Genomic DNA, 18,902 nt, shown 5'->3' on the forward strand with positions numbered 1-18,902 from the left:
TTCGGTCTCCCGACGCACGGTCTTCGCGTGCGGCCGTCACCCCTGACGCCAGTCCCGAGCGTCGAAGCCGTCACCGGACCTCGCGCAATCTGCCGGTGCGGACTTCGTAGACAAAGCCGCGGATGGCGTCCTTGTGGACGAGGAACAGGCTTTCCCGGATGCGGGCCACGGAGCGACGCACCTGCTCCTCCAGGTCGCTAAAAGCATGGAACTCGAAGGGCACCTCAGCCCCTGTCTCGCTCTCTACTTGCCGTTTCAGCTCCTCATCCTTAAACGTGAGCATCCCGCACTCGGTGTTGTGCATAAGCATGATCTCTCGTGTCCCCCCGACACGCTGGGAGATGACGAGCGACCGGATCGTGTCCTCCGTGACCACCCCTCCGGCGTTCCGGATGACGTGCGCGTCCCCCTCTTCGAGGCCGAGCATCTTGTAGATGTCAAGCCGAGAATCCATGCAGGCGATGACGGCCAGGCGCTTTCTCGGCGGCCGCGGAGGATCGAGGTCCTCATACGCCGCCGCGAACGCAGCGTTGTTCTCAAGCACGTCGTCGATGGCACTCATCGCTCTTCCTCCAGGCGTACGTCTCGTCACGGGCTCGGCCGGACGCGGCCTTGGAGCCATCGTCGCCAACACCCCAGCCTGCGTCACGAGAGACGGTAAGGTACTTCTAGGCTATATGGGGTTTTTTTCTCTGCCTGCTCCTTCTTGCGGGCTGTCACCACTGGGCTAACCAGCACAATGCCCGGCCACTCTGCCCCGGAGCCGGGCCGTCAGATCGAGTGGTCAAGACCGTGTCGAGGTCTGTGACATGGAGGCCGACAGCAATGCTGTCAAGGCTGAGTACCGGAGGGACGGTTCCGACACCATCAAGAGCTGGTGGAACAAGACCGGTGACGGGACCTGCTATCTGGGCCCGTACGCCCGTCCGATCAACAAGATGCGCGTCGTTGAGCAGCGGACCGCCGCTCCGGACATCTACGGTAAGTGGTACTACCGCTAGACCGGGCTGAGTGTGACAGTACGGCGGCCACGCCCCCTTTGGGGTGCGCGTGGCCGCCGTTCCCTTGTGAGGAGTTGCGAACGTTGAATGACGTTGTTGTAACACTTCGTCCTCGCCAGCGGCAGTTTTGACTTCGCCATCGGAGTCGATAACCGGCTTCATTTTCTGGAACTGAACCCCAACGGACAGTGGGGTTGGCTCGAAGACAAAACCGGCCTGCCCTGACCGCCGCCTTCGCAGACCTCCTCGAACAAGGATCCCAATGACCCTGTCTGAGACCGCCGACCACCGCCGCGCTCTCGCTGACCACCTCCACGAGCAAGGACACTTGTCCAGCCCCGCCTGGAGGGCAGCAGTCAAGGGGCTTCGTTATCCCGCCCAAGGGCGACTGACCATGCATTCCAACCCCAGCCCCTGCGCCGGTGAGCTCGGCCGCCTGATGACCACAACAGCACCAAGGAGCGCTCCCGCCCCATGACGGAAGCGGTCGCTCGCGTCCACGAGCTCAACCTCTACCGCCGGTACTTGGCCTGGTCGCCGCAGGCCAGAAGTCGATCGAGGTACGGGTCAAGCATCCCCACCTCGCCGACCTCGCCGCAGGTGATGTGATCCGCTTCCGGATCAAGGGCGCCGACGCCGACGCCGGGCGGGGGCTGTCACCTGCGGCCCCATGAGCCGACGGGCTCTAGAGGAGCGGTACGGCTGCAGCCAGGTCCCGATCGGCACCGCTCCCGGCCTCCCCACTGCCCAGGTACGGGGCATGAGATCGCGCCCGGCGCGTAGGCGATAGCGACGTTCGCCGCCCTGGTCAGCCGCAGCAGTCGCCTCCGGGTCGGCAGCCGCACGCATCCGTATCGGCGCTGGCGGACGGTACCGCCACGGCGGCGGGCGCCGCGCAGCAGCCCTTGCCTTGCCAGGCGTCCCGGCCTTCCTTGACCGCGAAGGCGGCAATGACCAGGGCGGCGATCGGGTCGGCCCAGGACCAGCCGAGGGTGGCGTTGAGGACCAGGCCGACCAGCAGGACCGCAGAGAGGTAGGCGCACAGCAGGGTCTGCTGGGAGTCGGCGACCGCCGAGGCCGAGCCGATGTCGCGCCCCGCCTTGCGCTGGGCGGCGGACAGGAACGGCATCACCGCCAGTGACAGGGCGGCCAGCACGATGCCGGGGATCGACCGCTCCGCCTCCCCGGTGCCGGACAGCGATCGGACGGCGTCGGCGGTGACGTACGCGGCGAGCGTGAAGAACGACACCGCGATGATCCCCAGGGTGACCTTCTCCCGCGCCTCGCGCAGCGCGTGGTCGGCTGCGGAGAACTGCCAGGCGACCGCGGCGGCGGAGGAGACTTCGATGACCGAGTCCAGGCCGAAGCCGATCAGTGCGGTGGAGGAAGCGAGTGTCCCGGCGGTGATGGCAACAATGGCCTCGATGACGTTGTAGGTGATGGTGGCCGCGACCAGCAGCCGTATGCGGCGGGCGACCGCGTCCCGGCGGGCCGGGCCTATGGATATCTCCGCGGTCATGGTCAGCAGCAGCCCTTCTCCTCGGCGTCCACGCACGCGCGATCCGTCTCGACCGCCACCACGGCAGTGCGCAGGTCGTCCAGGGCGTGCCCGAGACGTTCGTCGGCGAGCTCGTAGCGGGTACGGCGGCCGACCGGCAGCGCGACGACCAGGCCACAGTCGCGCAGGCACGCCAGATGGTTCGACAGCCGGGTCCGGGAGATCTCCAGAGTTTCAGCGAGGTCAGCGGGATGGGCCGGAGCCTCGCGCAGGGCGAGGAGAATCCGGCAGCGGATCGGGTCGGCGAGTGCGCGGCCGAACCGCGCCAGCACCTCGATGTCGGAAGCGAGAGTCAGCACACTCGGAGAGTACAGGTAATCCTGAATTCAGGAAACCGTGGATGACCACTGCCATGCACTTCCGAACCAGCCGCCGCAGTCAAGCGCGGTCGAAGAGACGCCTCCGGAGCTCCCGATCGCTGATCAAGCCGCGGCTGGCGCCATCGTCAGCAGCTTGCCCATCGTGGCCAGCACGGACGGCTCGACCCGGTAGTAGACCCAGGTGCCGCGCCGTTCGGAGGTGAGCAGGCCGGCCTCCTTGAGCTTCTTCAAGTGGTGGGAGACGGTCGGCTGGGACACGCCCACGTCGGAGATGTCGCACACGCACGCCTCGCCGCCCTCGTGCGAGGCCACCGCCGAGAACAGCCGCAGCCGTACCGGATCGCCCAGGGCCTTGAACATCCGCGCGGCCGTCTCGGCCTCCTCCGCGGTGAACGGGCGCTCGGTGAGCGGCGGGCAGCACGGTGCCACAGCCTGGCCGTCGGCGGGCTCCAGCAGCGGCAGCACCTTCGTGTTCGACATGCATCTATGTTGACATATATCGAAGCAGTGGGCGAGGGATGCCGGGCTGCGAGCGTCACCTGCGCCCGCTCGGCGAGCTCCGCAGCGATCTGCACCGTGGACCTTCCTCCCCCGATTCGATAAACGTCTATGTTGACGTTCATCGAAGCAGGTGCCATGCTGACCGCGCAAGCCATCGACGCATGTCGAAGCAAGGGGAGATCCTCGTGAACGTGCCCACCACCGTCCAGCTGCCCGTCGTGGTCGTCGGAGCCGGCCCGATCGGCCTGGCCGCAGCCGCCCACCTCATCGAGCGCGGCCTCGATCCGCTGGTCCTGGAAGCAGGACCGTCGGCCGGCACCGCCCTACGCGACTGGGCGCACGTGCGGCTGTTCTCCCCCTGGGCAGAAGTCACCGACCCGGCCGCGGAGAAGCTCCTGGCCCCGACCGGATGGGCTCGCCCTGACGGCGCGACGTACCCCACCGGCGGCGAATGGGCCGAGCAGTACCTTCAGCCGCTCGCCGAGGTACTCGGCGACAAGGTCCGCTACGGCGCCATGGTCACCGGTGTCGCCCGCGCCGGACGCGACCGCATGGTCGACGCAGGGCGCGACGAGCAGCCCTTCACCCTGCACATCCAGCAGGCCGACGGCCGCGAGGAGCGGATCACCGCCCGCGCCGTCATCGACGCCTCCGGTACCTGGTCCGCCCCCAGCCCACTGGGCGCCAACGGCCTGCACGCCCTCGGCGAAAAGGCCGCCGCCGACCGCATCTCCTACCGCGTCCCCGACCTCAATGACCCAGCCGTACGCGCCCGGTACGCGGGCAAGCGCACCGCCGTCGTCGGTTCCGGCGCCTCCGCCTTCACCGCCCTCGCGTACCTCGCTGACCTGGCCAAGGACGAGCCGGGCACGCATGCGGTGTGGCTCCTGCGCCGCGGGATCACCGGCTCCACCTTCGGCGGCGGCGAGGCCGACCAGCTGCCCGCCCGCGGCGCCCTTGGCCTGCGCGCCAAGGCAGCCGTCGAGGCCGGCCATGCGAGCGCGGTCACGGGATTCCGTGCGCAGGCCGTCGAACGGGACGGTGACCGGCTTGTCCTGGTGGCTGAGGACGGGCACCGGCTCGACCCGGTCGACGAGGTCATCGTCTTGACCGGCTTCCGCCCGGACCTGTCTTTCCTCTCCGAGATCCGCCTCGGCCTCGACGAACGCCTCCAGGCGCCGACCGCACTCGCCCCGCTCATCGACCCGAACGTCCACTCCTGCGGCACGGTCTACCCGCACGGCGTCAACGAGCTTTCCCACCCGGAGCAGGGCATCTACCTCGTCGGCATGAAGTCCTACGGCCGCGCCCCCACCTTCCTCGCGATGACCGGCTACGAGCAGGTCCGCTCCATCGCCGCCGCCCTCGCCGGTGACCACGAGGCCGCCGAGCGCGTCGAGCTGACCCTCCCGGAGACAGGCGTGTGCGGTGGTGCCGGCCTGTTCGACGAGCCTGACGCCGCCCAGAACAGCGAGGACGGCGGCTGCTGCGCAGCCCCCGCCACCCTGCAGATCGGCATCGGCGCCCAGGCCTCCACCGGCAGCTGCTGACGCCGCGCCCCCGCCTCCGCCTCCGCCTCCGACTCCGCGCGGCGCGTTGACTCTGCGTAACTTTTCATGCATAACGCAGTGTGCTTCGCTTTCTTCTACCCAAGGCTGTCGGAACGACCCTTGTCATGGCGGTCGAGCTCTGTCTCCTTGCCGTGAACGCAACCGGGGACCGGGGGCCCGGAATCTTTACCGAAGAAAAGAAGCCGGTCGTGGAAAAGGGAACGACAGGGGTCGAGGCAAAGCCGGAGACTCCGGTCGAGAGGCATGGCAAGCTCCACGTCTGCGGCACCCAGCTGTGCAACGCGGCCGGTAACCCCGTCCAACTGCGGGGCATGAGCACGAGCGGCACTCAGTGGTTTGCGGACTGCCTGGTCGACGACGCGTTGGATGTGCTCGCCGAGGACTGGGGCTCCAGCGTCCTGCGCATTGCGACGTATGCGGACAAGGATGGGTACGCGGGAAATCCGAAGAAGTTCACAGCTCTGGCGAACCGATTGATCGACATGGCGAGTGCTCGCGGGATGTACGTGATTGTCGACTGGCACTGGGTCGACCCGGGCGACCCGAACGAGGGTCTCGACAATGCGATGACCTTCTTCAAGGAGATCACCAAACGGCACCAGCACAAGCCCAATGTGATCTACGAGATCATGAACGAGGCATTTGAAGCCAGCTGGTGGATGATCAAGAGCTATGCCGAGAAGATCATCCCCGTGATCCGCGCCCGGGATCCCGACAGCGTGATCCTCGTCGGCACTCGCGGCTGGTCCACACTCGGCCTGTCGGAGTACGCCAACGAACGGGAGGTTGTCGCGAACCCGGTACGCGCCTCCAACATCATGTACACATACCACTTCTACGCGGCGGCGCACCGGGAGGAGTTTCTCAGGACCCTCGACCGCGCCTCCTCCAAACTCCCTGTTTTTGTCTCGGAGTGGGGCACCCAGTCGTGGACCGGCTTTGACAACGACTTCGCCATGTCGCAGAGATACATCGACCTGATGGCCAGGAAGAAGATCAGCTGGACCTACTGGAGCATCAGTGACGGTGACGGGGATGGCGACATCTTCAAGAAAGGCACCTGCAAGGGCGGCCGGTTCGCCGGCACCAGTGCGCTGAAGCCCGCCGGCGTCTGGATCCGGGAGCGGATCAGAGGCTGAGCGGTGCATATGCGGGAGGATGGGACACCATCTCCCATTGGTGGGCCTACCGGAGTTTAACGATGGAAACAGCGAACCGGCCCCGTGCCGAGGCGGCGGGGCCGGTTTGGTGTGGGTGGTCCGGTGTTGGTCACTTTTTGACTTGCAGCAGGCGGTTGGGGGAGCCGATACCCGCGAGGCCCACCTTGCCGGACGAGGACTGGTTGACCAGTGCCTGCGACACCTGGGCGGGGCTCGCCGAGGGGTTGCTGGCGAGGTGGAGGGCGGCGGCTCCGGCGACGTGCGGGGCGGCCATTGAGGTGCCCGAGAGGCTCTTCGTCGCCGTGTCGGACTTGTTCCATGCCGAGGTGATGCTCACCCCGGGGGCGAACAGATCCAGCTTGCTGCCCCAGTTCGAGAAGTATGCCCGGCTGTCGTTTGCTTCGGTAGCGCCGACCGTTACGGCCTCGTCGACCCGGGCGGGGGACGTCAGATCCGCGAGAAGGCCATCGTTGCCCGCCGCGAGTGTGAACGTCACCCCGGTCGCGATCGCGTTGCGCACCGCCTCGTCCAGCTGCGTGTTGAGTACGCCGCCCAGGCTCATATTGGCCACCGCGGGCTTCCTCGCGTTCTTGGCCACCCAGTCAATACCGGCGATGACCTGCGCGGTCGTGCCGGAGCCACCGTCGTCCAGTACGCGCACCCCGACAACGTTGGCTCCCTTCGCCACGCCGTACGAGCTGCCCGCGACGGTCGCCGCGACATGCGTACCGTGGCCGTGGCCGTCCTGGGCGATGCGGTCATTGTCAACGAAGTCGTACCCGCTGGTCGCCCGGCCTCCGAAGTCCTGGTGAGAGGTGCGTACGCCGGTGTCGATGACGTACGCCGTCACGCCCGAGCCCGCGCTGTCCGGGTAGGTGTAGGACTTGTCCAGTGGCAGGTCAGGCTGGTCGATGCGGTCCAGACCCCAGGAGGGCGGGGTGGACTGGGTACCCGATATGGACACTTTTGTATCCTGGGCGACGGAGACCACCTTCGGGTCGGCGGCGAGCTGACGGGCCTGGTCCACGTCGAGCCGCAGCGCGTATCCGTTGAGCACCGTGCCATACGTCTGATGTATCTTCCCGCCGTATTTCCGGGCAAGATCCTTGCCTGCTTCGGAGCGAGCGGGGACCCCCTCGGAGCCGGACTTGAGCGTGACGATGTAACTGCCTGCGATCGCGTCGGGCGAGTCGGCGCCCAGTATTCGCCCCACATCCGGGGACGTGCCCAGTATTCGCCCCACGTCGGGAACGGACGCCTGTGCGGACGGCACGGTGACATAGACCGCTGTGGCCGCGGCGGCCACCGTCAGGCCTGCGACCGTGCGGGGCCAGGGGAAACGGGTACGTGGCATAGGTGGCGCCCCTCTTCGATCATGGCGTGATGTGCGGGCCAGCGTCTCGTTATCTACTCGTGAGTACAAGACCTCGGACACACGGAATTTCGAATTCCGCAAAGTGGTGCGTGGGAGACCAGGTGACAGGGTGTGACCATTCGGGCGTATGGGGGCACGGCGGCGGCCGTGCCCCCGCACGCCGCTCTGTCGATGCAACCGGCTAACTTACGGTGGTCAACACCGCGTTGACGTTTCATACGCCACCGCTACAGGGGGATCCCAGCATGTCCGCGCCTCCGCCGCCGCAGGGCGGCCATAACCCGTACGGTCAGCCGGGCGGGCCGCAGCCCGGCCAGCCGCAGTACGGCTATCCGCAGCAGGGGCAGCCCCCATACGGTCAGCAGCCGTATCCGGGCCAGCCGCAGTATGGCCAGCCCGGTATGCCGCCGCCCGGCGGCATACCGCAGCAGGGTGGCTATCCCGCGCCCGGGGCTCCGGTCCCGCCGCCTCCGCAGCCACAGCGGAACAAGCCGGGCTTCAGGAGCATCATGCGGGGCATCGCCATCGTGGGGGGCGTCATCGCGCTCGGTCTTGGCTGGTGGATAAGCCGCGACACCGTGAGCGCCAGTGAGGCCAAAGCCGGTGACTGCATTGCCCAGCAAGGTGAATCGACGAGATCCAAGGCCGAGGTCGTCGACTGCGATGACACCAAGGCGGCATACAAGGTCGCTGAGCGGCACGATGGCGCTCACGACTGCGACCGCGAACGGTACGCCCAGTACCAGGAGTCACGTAGGCCCACGGGGGTTAAGTTCACGCTGTGCATGACGCCGCTCAGCCAGGAATAGCTGGGTGACGCTGGTACGGGTGCCCGCGCCCCCGGTGGGGCGCGGGCCGCGTGTTACCTGGCCTGGAACACCGCCACCGTGCGGGGTGGCACGGTGAAGGTGCCCTTGGTCTTGTCGTATGAGGATGACTTGACCGTCTTGTCGGCGCCCTTCGCCTGGACGGGGTGGAGGGCGTAGTCCTTGCCGGACAGGGAAGTGACCGTCTGGCGCTGGGACGTGGGGGTGGCGTTGAAGACCACCGTCAGATCGTCCAGTCGCATGGTGACCACGCCTGGGGTCTCGTTCTCGCCGGAGAGGGGGAAGGCCAGCCGTTTCTGCACCTTCGCCGCGCTGTCCAGGGAGAACGCCTTCTCCGTGGAGCGGATCTTCAGCAGGTCCCGGTAGGCGGCCGAGGTGCCGTTGATTTCAGCGCAGGACGGGGTGAGGGCGGCCGGGTCGGTGAGGAGTGGCTTGGCGTAGGGCCACTTGTCCTTGTTGTCCCAGGCCGGGGGCAGGCCGCGGCCAAAGCCGTTGCCCTGGCGGCAGTCCCAGTTGATGGTGTTGAACCAGTCGCCGGAGTTGTAGGAGTTACGGTCCAGGGACTTGGAGCGGAGCAGGTCGCTGCCTGACTGGCTCATGGCCGGGCCCTGGGAGAGGGCCGCAGTGGCCATGGCGAGTACCTGCATACGGGACCGGTCGGAGGCCGAGGTCTTCTTGGGGAGCTTGAAGGCCAGGGCGTCGTAAAGGGTTTCGTTGTCGTGTGCGTCGGCGTAGGCGACGGCCTCGCCGGGCGCGGCGGCGTATCCGGCTGGGGCGCCGTTGTAGTCGATCTCGGAGCCCTTCACCTGCTGTCCGGAGGAGTCCGTGAAGGTGTAGTCGGCCAGGTTGCCGGTCAGGCCGACCTTGAGCAGGTCCTGGTAGTGGAGCAAGCGGGCCTTCTGCTCGGCCGGAGTGCCGTTCTTCTTGGAGTCGTTGGGGTCGGTGTAGAGGCCGGAGGCGAAGCCCTGGATGCCGGGGTCCTCGTCGAAGGGGCCGCCGCCGCGTACCGCGTCGCGGGCCCGGTCGGCGAAGGTGGCGATGCCCGTACCGGCCATGTTCTGCTGCGTGGCCTGGACGAAGCGGGCGTCGTCGGCGACTTCGCCGAAGTTCCAGCCCTCGCCGTAGAGGATGATCTTCTTGCCGTCCACGCCGTCCTTGGCGAGGGTCAGGGAGTCCAGGGCCTTGCGTACGGCGAGGATGTTCTCTCTGGGGTGATGGCCCATGAGGTCGAAGCGGAAGCCGTCGACCTTGTACTCCTTGGCCCAGGTGACGATGGAGTCCACCGTCAGCTTGCCCATCATGGTGTGTTCGGGCGCGGTGTTGGGGCAGCACGTGGACGTAGCCACCGAGCCGTCCGCCAGCAGCCGCTGGTAGTAGCCGGGCACGACGCGGTCGAGGACGGACTTCTCGTCCTGGCCGGAGGCGTAGGTGTGGTTGTAGACCACATCCAGGACTACGCGGAGTCCGCTCTTGTTGAGGGACTGGATCATCTCGCGGTATTCGGTGGTGCGTTGGGGACCGTTGGGGCTGGTGGCGTAGGAGCCTTCCGGCACGGTGTAGTGCAGGGGGTCATAGCCCCAGTTGTAGGCGTCCTGGTCGCGGATTTTGCCGATGCACTCCTGCTGTTGAGGGGAGGAGGGGGCGAGTGACGTCAGGTCGCAGGGTGGGGTTTTCTGGTCGGCCGGATTCTCCGGGGTGGTGGCTATGTCGTAGGACGGAAGCAGATGGACGTAGGACGTTCCGGCGTCCGCCAGCTTCTTCAGGTGTTTCATGCCGTCGGAGGACTGTTCGGTGAAGGCCAGGTACTTACCGGTGTGTTTGGCCGTCTTGTCCGCGATGGAGAAGTCGCGGATGTGGAGCTCCTGGATCTGGGCGTCGCGGAGATCCGTTGGCTCGGGTTTGGTCAGGCGGTGCCAGCCCTTGGGGGCGAGCTTCGGGTCGGCGAGGTTGACTATCAGGCTCCGCTTGGAGTCGGTGGTGAGGGCGGTGGAGTAGGGGTCGGTGACATGGTTGGTGACCAGCTTCTGGACGGACGGTGCCCACACCTTCACCTGGTAGCGGTAGGGCTTGCCCGTCCAGCTCCGATTGCCCTTGACACGCCAGACACCGGTTGCGGCGTCCCGTCGCATACGGACCGTCCTGCCGTCCAGGTCCAGGGTGACGTGCTGGGCGGTGGGGGCCCAGACGGAGAGGGTGGGGCGACCCTTGGGGTCGAAGACCGGGCCGAGGTCGGCCTTGGCGGCCTTCGCCCCGTAGAGGTCGTCCAGGATGCCGGGGATCTGGACGCCGGTCGCCGTGAGGAGGGCGCCGGTCGATGCCCGTTGCGTGGCGATCAGCTGGCTCTTGGTGGCGTCGCGGATCCGGTCACGGTCGCGGGGGGCGACGGTGAAGGCCGCGTACTCCTTCAGATGCGGGTACTTCTTACGCTGGGCGTCGGTGAGGCCGTCCTTGACCGGGGTCAGGCGGATCCAGTGGCCCTCGTGGGAGAGAGCACCGTCTTTGGTGAGGGTGATCTGGCCCTTGGGGTCGTAGACGAGCTGCTGGCTGGTGGCCTCTGTTGCCTTGATCTGCCAGGCGAGGGTGTCGCGGTCGATCCACTGGGCCTTGGCCTGGGCCAGGTCGAGGTCGACGGCGCCGCCGGTGGCTGGGAGGAGGTAGCCGGGGGTGGCGCTGAGCTTCCAGGCTTCCTTGCTGTGGGTGGCGAAGTCCAGTGACTGGTCGGTGGCCTCGTCCTTCTCATCGCCCTTGTGGATGATGTAGCTGAGTGAGGTGGCGCCCTCGGCAAGGGGTACCTCGAAGGTGGCGCCGAAGGCGTCCTGCTTCACCGGTGTGAGGGGCTTGGTCCAGTCGGTGGGCTCGGCGGCGCCGGTCCAGGTGTGCAGGCCCCAGCCGTCGTAGTCGCCGTCCGGGCGGTGGTAGTGGATGACCGCCTTGGACTCGTCCTGTGGTGGGTACGCGCCCTCGGGGGCCTCGTGGGTGATCTCGTCCTTGCCTTGCTCGGCCCATACCTGGCCCGTCTTCGTCAGGTCGATGGTGCGCTCGGGGCCGTCGGGGGTTCCGTCCTTCTCAATGGTGAAGGGGAGTTCGGCGGCTGCCTCGCCCTCGGCGAGCTTGAGCCAGGCGAAGGCACCGTAGGCGTCACGGCCGATGAACTGGGCTGTGCGGTCGCCGGACTTCAGCCGCCAGCCGTCATAGTCCTGGTCGCCGCGCTGGTAGTGGACGACGGCATAGTCGCGGTCCACGGCTGAGGGGACCTCGGGGGCAGGTGGCTGACCGGCTGTGCTGCTGGCCAGGGCCGATGCCGTACGGCCCGTACTGTCCACGGCGACGGCCTTGTAGCGCAGCGGGGTGCCGGCGGTCACATCCTTGCCGAGGTGCTGGGTGACCTTGTACGGGGCGTGGTCGGCGGTACCCAGGGTCTGCCACCTGCCGTTGCCTGTCTGGGCGGCGAAGATGACCCGGTTGAGCTGGCCGCCCTTGACATCGGCGGACAACTCGACGGTGCCGGTCGCGCCCGGCTCCGGGGCGGTGAGCTTGATGCTGGGCTTGGTGGCCGGGGCGCCCAGCGGTTTGGTGGCCTGGAAGACGGCCGTGGACAGGGCGGGGACCGTTACCTTGATCTTCTCAGCGGTGCCACTCCATGCGGTGCTCTTGCCGCCCTTGCCACCCTTGCCGCCGTAGATCTGACGGAAACGGGTCTTGGCGGAGCCGGTTGGGATCTCCGCGGTCCGGGCCTTCTCCGCGCTGTTCACGGCGACGACGTACTCGGTCCGCTGCGTGGCGGCGGCGTCGGTGCGGGAGAAGGCGTAGATGCCGGGGCCCTGGTCGGCGTAGCGCTCGGTCTGGACGCCGTCGCGCAGGGCGGGGTGCTTCTTGGTGAGCTGGGACAGCCCGGCGATGGAGCGGTAGAGCGGGTGCCTGGTGTCGTAGGCGTCCTTGGCGTGCGTACGGTCCGTGCCGAGCTGGTTGTTCGCCTCGTCATCGAGGTAGTCGGCGGTCTTGGAGGCGAAGAGACTCTGCCGGGCGTCCTTGTCGCCGCCCGCGCCGGTGAAGCCCTGCTCATCGCCGTAGTAGATAACGGGGTTGCCCCGGGTCAGGAACATCAGCTCATGGGCGAGCGTGGCGCGGCGCACCAGCTCGGCGTCGTCAGCCTTGGGATTGTCCTGGGTGAGGAAGGTGCCGATCCGGCCCATATCGTGGTTACCGAGGAAGGTCACCTGCTCATAGGCGTTGGACGTGCCGGTGGTGTAGCGGTAGTCCTGTGCGAAAAGTTCGGAGAGCCGGGTCGCGGAGCCGCCCTGGGAGACGTAGGAGCGGGCGGCCGACTGGAAGGGGAAGTCGAGCGTGGCGTCGAGCTTGCCCTGGGTGACGTAGGGGGCGGTCTCGGCGGGATCGGCGGAATAGATCTCGCCGAACATAAAGAAGTCTTTCTTGCCCCGCTTGGCCGCGTAGGCGTTCAGCGCCGTGGCCCACTGGTTCCAGAACTCCATATTGACGTGCTTGACCGTGTCGATACGGAAGCCGTCGATGCCGAAGTCCTTGACCCACCGCTGGTAGATCTTCTTCATGCCCTCGACGACCTCGGGACGTTCGGTCCATAGATCGTCGAGACCGACGAAGTCGCCGTGCAGGCTGCTCTCTCCGGCGAAGGTGGAGTCGCCGCGGTTGTGGTACATCGTCGGGTCGTTGAGCCAGGCCGGGACTTTGGCGTTCTGCTCGTCCTTGGGAACTACCGGGGTTCGGGGGAAGGAGTTCTTGTCCACCTTCGGAAAGGTCCTGCTGGCCGCATGGTCGGCGTAGTCGGCGTCATCGAAGGGTTTGCCGTCCTTGGTGAGATAGGGGAAGGCGCCCTTGGAGAGATAGCTGTAGGACTTCTCCTTGTAGTCGACCACATCGGCGGTGTGGTTGGTGAGGACATCAAAGAAGACCTTCATGTTCTTGGCTTTGGCGGCCTTGATGAGTCTCTTGAGGTCGGCGTTGGTGCCGAAGTGGGGGTCGACCTGAGTGAAGTCGGTGATCCAGTAGCCGTGATAGCCCGCTGAGGCGTCCTTGCCCTCGCCCTGCACCGGCTTGTTCTTGAAGATGGGCGCCATCCAGATGGCGGTGGTGCCCAGCCCTTTGATGTAGTCGAGCCTCTCGGTGAGGCCCTTGAGGTCACCGCCCTGGTAGAAGCCCTTGTCCTGGGGATCGAAACCGGTGGCGAGTCGGCCGCCGGTCAGGCCGCCCTTGTCGTTGGCCTTGTCACCATTGGCGAACCGGTCCGGCAGGACAAAGTAGAGCTGCTCCCGGGTCAGGTCATGCCGGGTGGGCTCGGCGGCCAGCCGGGCGTCGGACGGTGGCGGCGGTGCGGCCTTGGCGGGTGCCGCCGCGGTGATGAGCGTCGCGAGTAGGGCGGCCGCTATGCCGGCGGCCGCTCCTCTGCGCGCGGAAGAACCGATCACGGATCGCTCTCCTAGTAGGGCAGGTGGGGGTGGGGAAGTCAGCTGCGCCAGGTGTCGTTCAGCGTGGCGAAACCGGTGAGAGGGACGGTGAAGGAGCGGTTGTCGCCGCGCTCCCAGGTGACGCCGTCGCGCTCGTCCTTGCGGAGATATTTGTATTCGCACGATGTCCCGGCAGGCAGTGCCAGCTGGGCCTTCCAGACGGGGTAGTCCGCCGGGTCGAGCCGGGGCGCGCGGTCGGTGTGCCAGCCGCCGAGGGCTGGGCAGCTGCCCGCCACATGGATGTTCTCGCCCCACTGGGTGGTGGCGTCGACCGCGAAGGAGACCCCGGTACCGCCGTCGCCGTCCCCTCCCCCGCAGCTGCGGGCGCCGGTGTGCAGCGCGACGGCGGTATTCGCACCCAGGGTCGCGGTGAACTGGCCGGAGCCGTTCACGGTGACGCTCCGGCCGCTCTGCACATCGCAGTAGTCGCCCGCGGGCAGCGAGGTCTGGAACGTACGGGCCAGTGAACCGCTTTCATGGTTGATGGCGACATAAGCCTTACTGCCACGGCCGAAGGCGATGGCGTTGTTGCCGTTGTCCCACCAGTTGGTGACCGGCTGACCGCGTGCCTCATTGCGGAAGGCGACCATCGAGGAGATCTCCGGCCAGGCGTGCTGGCACTTCCAGCCGTCGCTGTAGCAGGCGTTTACGGTTCCGCTGCCGGGCGGACCGGCGTCCTTGTCGTTGAACTCATAGCCGGAGTGGACATCCGGGGAGCCGTAGGGCCAGGCCAGCATGAAGACATTGGCCAGGGTGTAGTTGGCGCCGTCCTTGTAGTTGAGGGTGTCGCCGACGCGCTCGGTGTCATGGTTGTCCACGAAGACGGCGGACTTGCCGCTCTCCATAAAGCCCCAGCCCTCGCCGTAGTTCTTGAGGTGGGCGAGCTTCTCGCCATTGAAGACTTGTTTGAGGCCACGCGCGTAGCGGAACTCCTGGACATCACCGTTGCCGAGGTATTCGCCGGGGTCGACGGCCTCACCGTCCCCGTGAATCGCCTCCTGCTTCCAGTAGACGCCGGGGCTGCTGAGCTTGGACTTGATCGCGGCGAGATCGCTGGCGGGTATGTGCTTGGCCGCGTCGATGCGGAAGCCCTCGACGCCCATCGAGAGCAGGTCGCTCATATAGTCCGCGATCCGCTGACGGACGTACTCCTTGCCGGTCTTGAGATCGGCAAGGCCGACGAGCTCGCAATTCTGCACCTGATGACGATCGCGGTAGTCGATCGCGTCGCTGCGGCAGTCACTGAAGTCGCCGTCGCTGTAGGGGGCGGATGGGTAGTCGTACTTGGTGTACGACGATCCGCCGGTGCCGGTGCCGTTGCCAGCGGTCATGTGGTTGATGACCGTGTCGACGACGACCTTGACGCCCGCGCCGTTGCAGGTGCTGACCATGGACTGGAACTGGCTGCGGTTGCCGAGCCGACTGGCGATGTTGTAGCTGACCGGCTGGTACTGGGTCCACCACTGGGCGCCCTGAACGTGTTCCTGAGGCGGGGAGACCTGCACGTATCCGTAACCGGCGGGGCCAAGGGTGTCCGTGCACGCCTTGGCGATGGAGTCGAACTTCCAGGAGAAGAGGACGGCGGTGACGTCCTTCTCAGAGGGGGGTACCGCTTGTGCTGTCTGCGCCTGGGGGGTCGCTATGAGCGAGCCCGCCACGCCCGCGATGAGCGCGAGCGCGGCGGCCGTGGGTCTGAAGGCCACGATGCCTCCTGCCTGATGCCTGATGCTGATGCCTGATGGAGAAGCCGTTGCGGGTGTGCCTGCCTTGAGGGCGAGGACGTGGGGGTTTGCAAGAAGACTGAAAGAAGCTGGAACATCTTCCGCGCGGTTGACCGTAGAAGGCGGTTACTACTGCGTCAAGAGTTTGGACACACCCCAGAAACACGGGCGTTGCTTCAACGCGCAGGCGTCTGAAAGAGCTTGCATGCTGCTACGTCCGGGGCCGGGGTAGTTCTTCCCCTAACCCGGCCCCTTCCCGAAACTGGGGGCTAACGCCCCCAGACCCCCGAGTGTTGTGGGCACTCGCAGCCCCGCGAGGGGCTGTGGGTGGGCACAACACCCGCCCACCGGCCCGCACCGCCAACCCGGGGCCCCGGGGCGAAGCCCCGGTTTCCGGGAAGGGGCGGGATACGGGGACACCCACCCACGGCACCCCGCACCCGGGGCGGAGCCCCGCCACGCGGCGAAGCCGCACATCGGCACAGCGGGAAGGGGCGGGATACGGGGACACCCACCCACGGCACCCCGCACCCGGGGCGGAGCCCCGCCGCGCGGCGGAGCCGCATATCGGTACAGCCGGGAAGGGGCGGGATCGGGGGAACCCCACCCTGACGCCCCGGACAGGGGAATCGCGCGGGCATAGCCCAGCAACGGGGCGAGCCCGCTCCCAGCGGTGCGCGCCCGGGAGCCGGGCCGCGCAGTCAGCCGCCCGGGGCCTGCGCCGTGGAGCCGCGCACCACCAGTTCCGGCTGGAAGACGAACTCCGTGTGCTGCACGGGGCTTCCGGCGATGTCCTCCAGCAGCGCGTGCACCGCGGCGTTCGCCATGGCCCGTACGGGCTGCCGGACGGTCGTCAGCGGCGGGTCGGTAAAGGCGTTCAGCTCCGAGTCGTCGTAGCCGACGACCGAAACATCGCGCGGCACATCGAGGCCACGCTGCCGGGCGGCCCGTACGACGCCCAGCGCCATCAGGTCGCTGCCACAGACGATGCCGGTGCAGCCCTCGTCAAGCAGCGCCCCGGCGGCCGCGTGGCCGCCCTCCACGGTGAACAGGGTGTGCTGAATGACCCCCTGGCCGTTGACCGCCTCGGTGAAGCCCTCGGCCTTGCGGCGGGCCGGTACGAAGCGGTTCGGGCCGACGGCCAGGCCGATCCGCTGATGCCCCAGATCCATCAGATGCTTGACCGCCATCCGGGCGGCGACCCGGTCGTCGGGTGAGACAAAGGGCGCGCTGATCCGCTCGTTGAAGCCATTGATGAGGACAAACGGCACACCCCGGCCCGCGAGTCTGACGTAGCGGCCCGGGTCGGCGGAGACATCGGCGTGCAGCCCGGAGAGGAAAATGATGCCCGTGACCCCGCGCTCCACGAGCTGGTCGACCAGCTCGTCCTCGGTCGCCCCGCCCGGCATCTGGGTGCCGAGTACGGGCGTATAGCCGTACCCGGACAGCGCCTGCTCTATGACCTGGGCGAAGGCCGGGAAGATGGGGTTGGTCAGCTCGGGGATGACGAGCCCGACCAGCCCCGCGCTGCGCTGCCTGAGCCGCACGGGCCGCTCGTAGCCCAGCACATCCAGGGCGGCCAGCACCTTCTGCCGGGTGGCGGCGGCCACCCCGGTCTTCCCGTTGAGTACCCGGCTGACCGTGGCCTCGCTGACCGTGGCCTGCTGAGCAATGTCGGCGAGCCGGGCGGTACCGACAGCGGTAACCGGGCCCGGCTCGGCCACACTCACGCGGTCCACCAGACGGTGGTGTCCGCCGGAAGGGCACCACTGCCGTCGTAGTCGCCGCTGGACAGCAGCGCCTGGCCGGGCACGGTGGCCAGTTCGACGGGCTCAGCGTTGGTGTTGACCGTGCAGGTGAAGGCGCCACGCCGGAAGGCGAGTACGCCCTCGGGGGCGTCCAGCCACTCCACCGCGTCCCCGGCGCCCAGGTCGGGGTGGTCACGGCGCACGGCGAGCGTACGGCGGTACAGCTCCAGGGTGGAGCCGGGGTCGCCGGTCTGCGACTCGATGCTCAGCCCTGCCCACTGCTCGGGCTGCGGCAGCCAGCTGCCACCCGTGCCGAAGCCGTACGAGGGGCCCTCGGCGGTCCACGGGATCGGCACCCGGCAGCCGTCGCGCATCCCGTCCTGGCCGTTGTTCTTGAAGAACGACGGGTCCTGGCGCACCTCATCGGGAAGGTCCAGCACCTCGGGCAGGCCCAGCTCCTCGCCCTGGTAGACATAGGCCGAGCCGGGCAGCGCCAGCATCAGCAGGGTGGCGGCGCGAGCCCGGTCGGCGCTGCCGCCGAGCCGGGTGAGATGCCGTACGACATCGTGGTTGGACAGCACCCAGGTGGTGGCGGCGCCGACCGGTCGCATGGAGTCCAGCGACTCATCGATGACCTGACGCAGCCCGGCCGCGTCCCACTCGGCGTTGAGGTAGTGGAAGTTGAACGCCTGGTGCAGCTCATCGGGGCGCAGATAGAGCGCGGTGCGCTCCGCGCTGGGCGTCCAGGCCTCGGCGACACCGATACGGTCGCCGCCGTACTCCTCCAGGATCTTCCGCCAGGAGCGGTAGATCTCATGCACCCCGTCCTGGTCGAAGAAGGGCAGCACCTGGTTGCCGAGCAGCTTGAGCTGTTCGCCGTGGCCCATGTCGGGCAGTCCGTCGGCCTTGACGAGCCCATGGGCGACATCGATACGGAAACCGTCGACGCCCATATCCAGCCAGAAGCGCAGCACCGAGCGGAACTCGTCCCGTACGGCCTGGTTGTTCCAGTTGAAGTCGGGCTGCTCGGGGGCGAAGAGGTGGAGGTACCACTCCCCGTGGCTGCCGTCGGGGTTCTTCGTACGGGTCCAGGCGGGGCCGCCGAAGATGGACTCCCAGTCGTTCGGGGGCTCTTCGCCGTGCTCGCCCTTGCCGGGCCGGAAGTGGTAGCGGTCGCGCAGTGGCGAACCGGGGCCCTCGCGCAGGGCGCGCTGGAACCACTCATGCTGGTCGGAGGAGTGGTTCGGGACGAGATCCACGATGATCCGCAGGCCCAGATCGTGGGCGTCCCGGATCAGCGCGTCGGCGTCGTGCAGATCGCCGAACATCGGGTCGATGGCCCGGTAGTCGGCAACGTCGTAGCCCGCGTCCGCCTGTGGGGAGGCGTAGAACGGGCTGAGCCATACGGCGTCCACGCCGAGTCCGGCAAGGTACGGCAGACGGCTGCGGATGCCCGCGAGGTCCCCCATGCCGTCCCCGTTGCCGTCGGCGAAGGAGCGTGGATAGACCTGGTAGATGACTGCGTCGCGCCACCAGCCGGGGCGGTCGCCGGTGGCAGGTGTGCCCGTGGCAGTCGCTGTGCCGGTAGCAGGTGCGGCGAGGTACTGGGTCATGTCATCCCTGAAGGTGTCGAATACGAG

General features: G+C 67.5%; 13 protein-coding genes and 1 pseudogene. 5 read left to right on the forward strand and 9 right to left on the reverse strand.

Going from position 1 to position 18,902, the window contains the following annotated elements; all coding sequences use genetic code 11:
• Positions 1-70 precede the first annotated feature (70 nt).
• On the reverse strand, positions 71-562 hold the full coding sequence (locus test1122_RS04425) for a beta-class carbonic anhydrase (RefSeq protein WP_232267842.1): 492 nt from the start codon (positions 560-562) through the stop codon (positions 71-73).
• A 247-nt stretch (positions 563-809) separates the two neighbouring features.
• Here test1122_RS04425 and test1122_RS04430 point away from each other — a divergent pair, with 247 nt between their 5' ends.
• Both test1122_RS04430 and test1122_RS04440 read left to right on the forward strand, forming a co-directional pair.
• Entirely contained in the window at positions 810-1,001 is a 192-nt protein-coding gene (locus test1122_RS04430) for a hypothetical protein (RefSeq protein WP_232267843.1), read from the forward strand.
• Between the two features lie 474 nt (positions 1,002-1,475).
• Positions 1,476-1,636: pseudogene (locus test1122_RS04440) on the forward strand (ASCH domain-containing protein); the annotation flags it as partial.
• Positions 1,637-1,809: 173 nt separating this feature from the next.
• Here the strand turns inward: test1122_RS04440 and test1122_RS04445 are convergent.
• From test1122_RS04445 to test1122_RS04455, 3 genes are all read right to left on the reverse strand, one after another.
• Positions 1,810-2,520, reverse strand: coding sequence for a cation efflux transmembrane domain-containing protein (locus tag test1122_RS04445; protein WP_232271758.1), 711 nt, complete (start codon positions 2,518-2,520; stop codon positions 1,810-1,812).
• Between the two features lie 2 nt (positions 2,521-2,522).
• A complete protein-coding gene (locus tag test1122_RS04450; RefSeq protein WP_232267844.1) occupies positions 2,523-2,858 on the reverse strand; it encodes an ArsR/SmtB family transcription factor in 336 nt (111 codons plus the stop codon).
• 123 nt (positions 2,859-2,981) lie between these two features.
• Positions 2,982-3,359: an ArsR/SmtB family transcription factor gene (locus tag test1122_RS04455; protein ID WP_232267845.1), complete on the reverse strand. Its 378-nt coding sequence runs from the start codon at positions 3,357-3,359 to the stop codon at positions 2,982-2,984.
• A 206-nt stretch (positions 3,360-3,565) separates the two neighbouring features.
• Between test1122_RS04455 and test1122_RS04460 the strand changes: the two genes are divergently transcribed.
• Entirely contained in the window at positions 3,566-4,930 is a 1,365-nt protein-coding gene (locus tag test1122_RS04460; RefSeq protein WP_232267846.1) for an FAD-dependent oxidoreductase, read from the forward strand.
• Positions 4,931-5,055: 125 nt separating this feature from the next.
• On the forward strand, positions 5,056-6,090 hold the full coding sequence (locus tag test1122_RS04465; protein ID WP_232267847.1) for a glycoside hydrolase family 5 protein: 1,035 nt from the start codon (positions 5,056-5,058) through the stop codon (positions 6,088-6,090).
• Between the two features lie 130 nt (positions 6,091-6,220).
• Here test1122_RS04465 and test1122_RS04470 read toward each other — a convergent pair whose 3' ends face one another.
• Positions 6,221-7,465 (reverse strand): S8 family peptidase, encoded by a 1,245-nt coding sequence (locus test1122_RS04470; RefSeq protein ID WP_232267848.1) that lies wholly within the window; start codon positions 7,463-7,465, stop codon positions 6,221-6,223.
• Positions 7,466-7,731: 266 nt separating this feature from the next.
• Here test1122_RS04470 and test1122_RS04475 point away from each other — a divergent pair, with 266 nt between their 5' ends.
• Positions 7,732-8,295 (forward strand): LppU/SCO3897 family protein, encoded by a 564-nt coding sequence (locus test1122_RS04475; protein WP_232267849.1) that lies wholly within the window; start codon positions 7,732-7,734, stop codon positions 8,293-8,295.
• A 53-nt stretch (positions 8,296-8,348) separates the two neighbouring features.
• Here test1122_RS04475 and pulA read toward each other — a convergent pair whose 3' ends face one another.
• The 4 genes from pulA to test1122_RS04495 all read right to left on the reverse strand — a co-directional run bounded on the left by pulA (position 8,349) and on the right by test1122_RS04495 (position 18,875).
• On the reverse strand, positions 8,349-13,754 hold the full coding sequence (gene pulA, locus test1122_RS04480; protein WP_232267850.1) for a pullulanase-type alpha-1,6-glucosidase: 5,406 nt from the start codon (positions 13,752-13,754) through the stop codon (positions 8,349-8,351).
• Between the two features lie 38 nt (positions 13,755-13,792).
• On the reverse strand, positions 13,793-15,496 hold the full coding sequence (locus tag test1122_RS04485) for a carbohydrate-binding module family 20 domain-containing protein (protein ID WP_232267851.1): 1,704 nt from the start codon (positions 15,494-15,496) through the stop codon (positions 13,793-13,795).
• Positions 15,497-16,215: 719 nt separating this feature from the next.
• Positions 16,216-17,256 (reverse strand): LacI family DNA-binding transcriptional regulator, encoded by a 1,041-nt coding sequence (locus test1122_RS04490; RefSeq protein WP_232271759.1) that lies wholly within the window; start codon positions 17,254-17,256, stop codon positions 16,216-16,218.
• Positions 17,241-18,875, reverse strand: coding sequence for a glycoside hydrolase family 13 protein (locus test1122_RS04495; protein ID WP_232267852.1), 1,635 nt, complete (start codon positions 18,873-18,875; stop codon positions 17,241-17,243). The genes test1122_RS04490 and test1122_RS04495 overlap by 16 nt, the downstream gene beginning before the upstream one ends.
• Positions 18,876-18,902 lie beyond the last annotated feature (27 nt).

It is taken from the genome of Streptomyces gobiensis, from assembly GCF_021216675.1.
Classification (GTDB): domain Bacteria; phylum Actinomycetota; class Actinomycetes; order Streptomycetales; family Streptomycetaceae; genus Streptomyces; species Streptomyces gobiensis.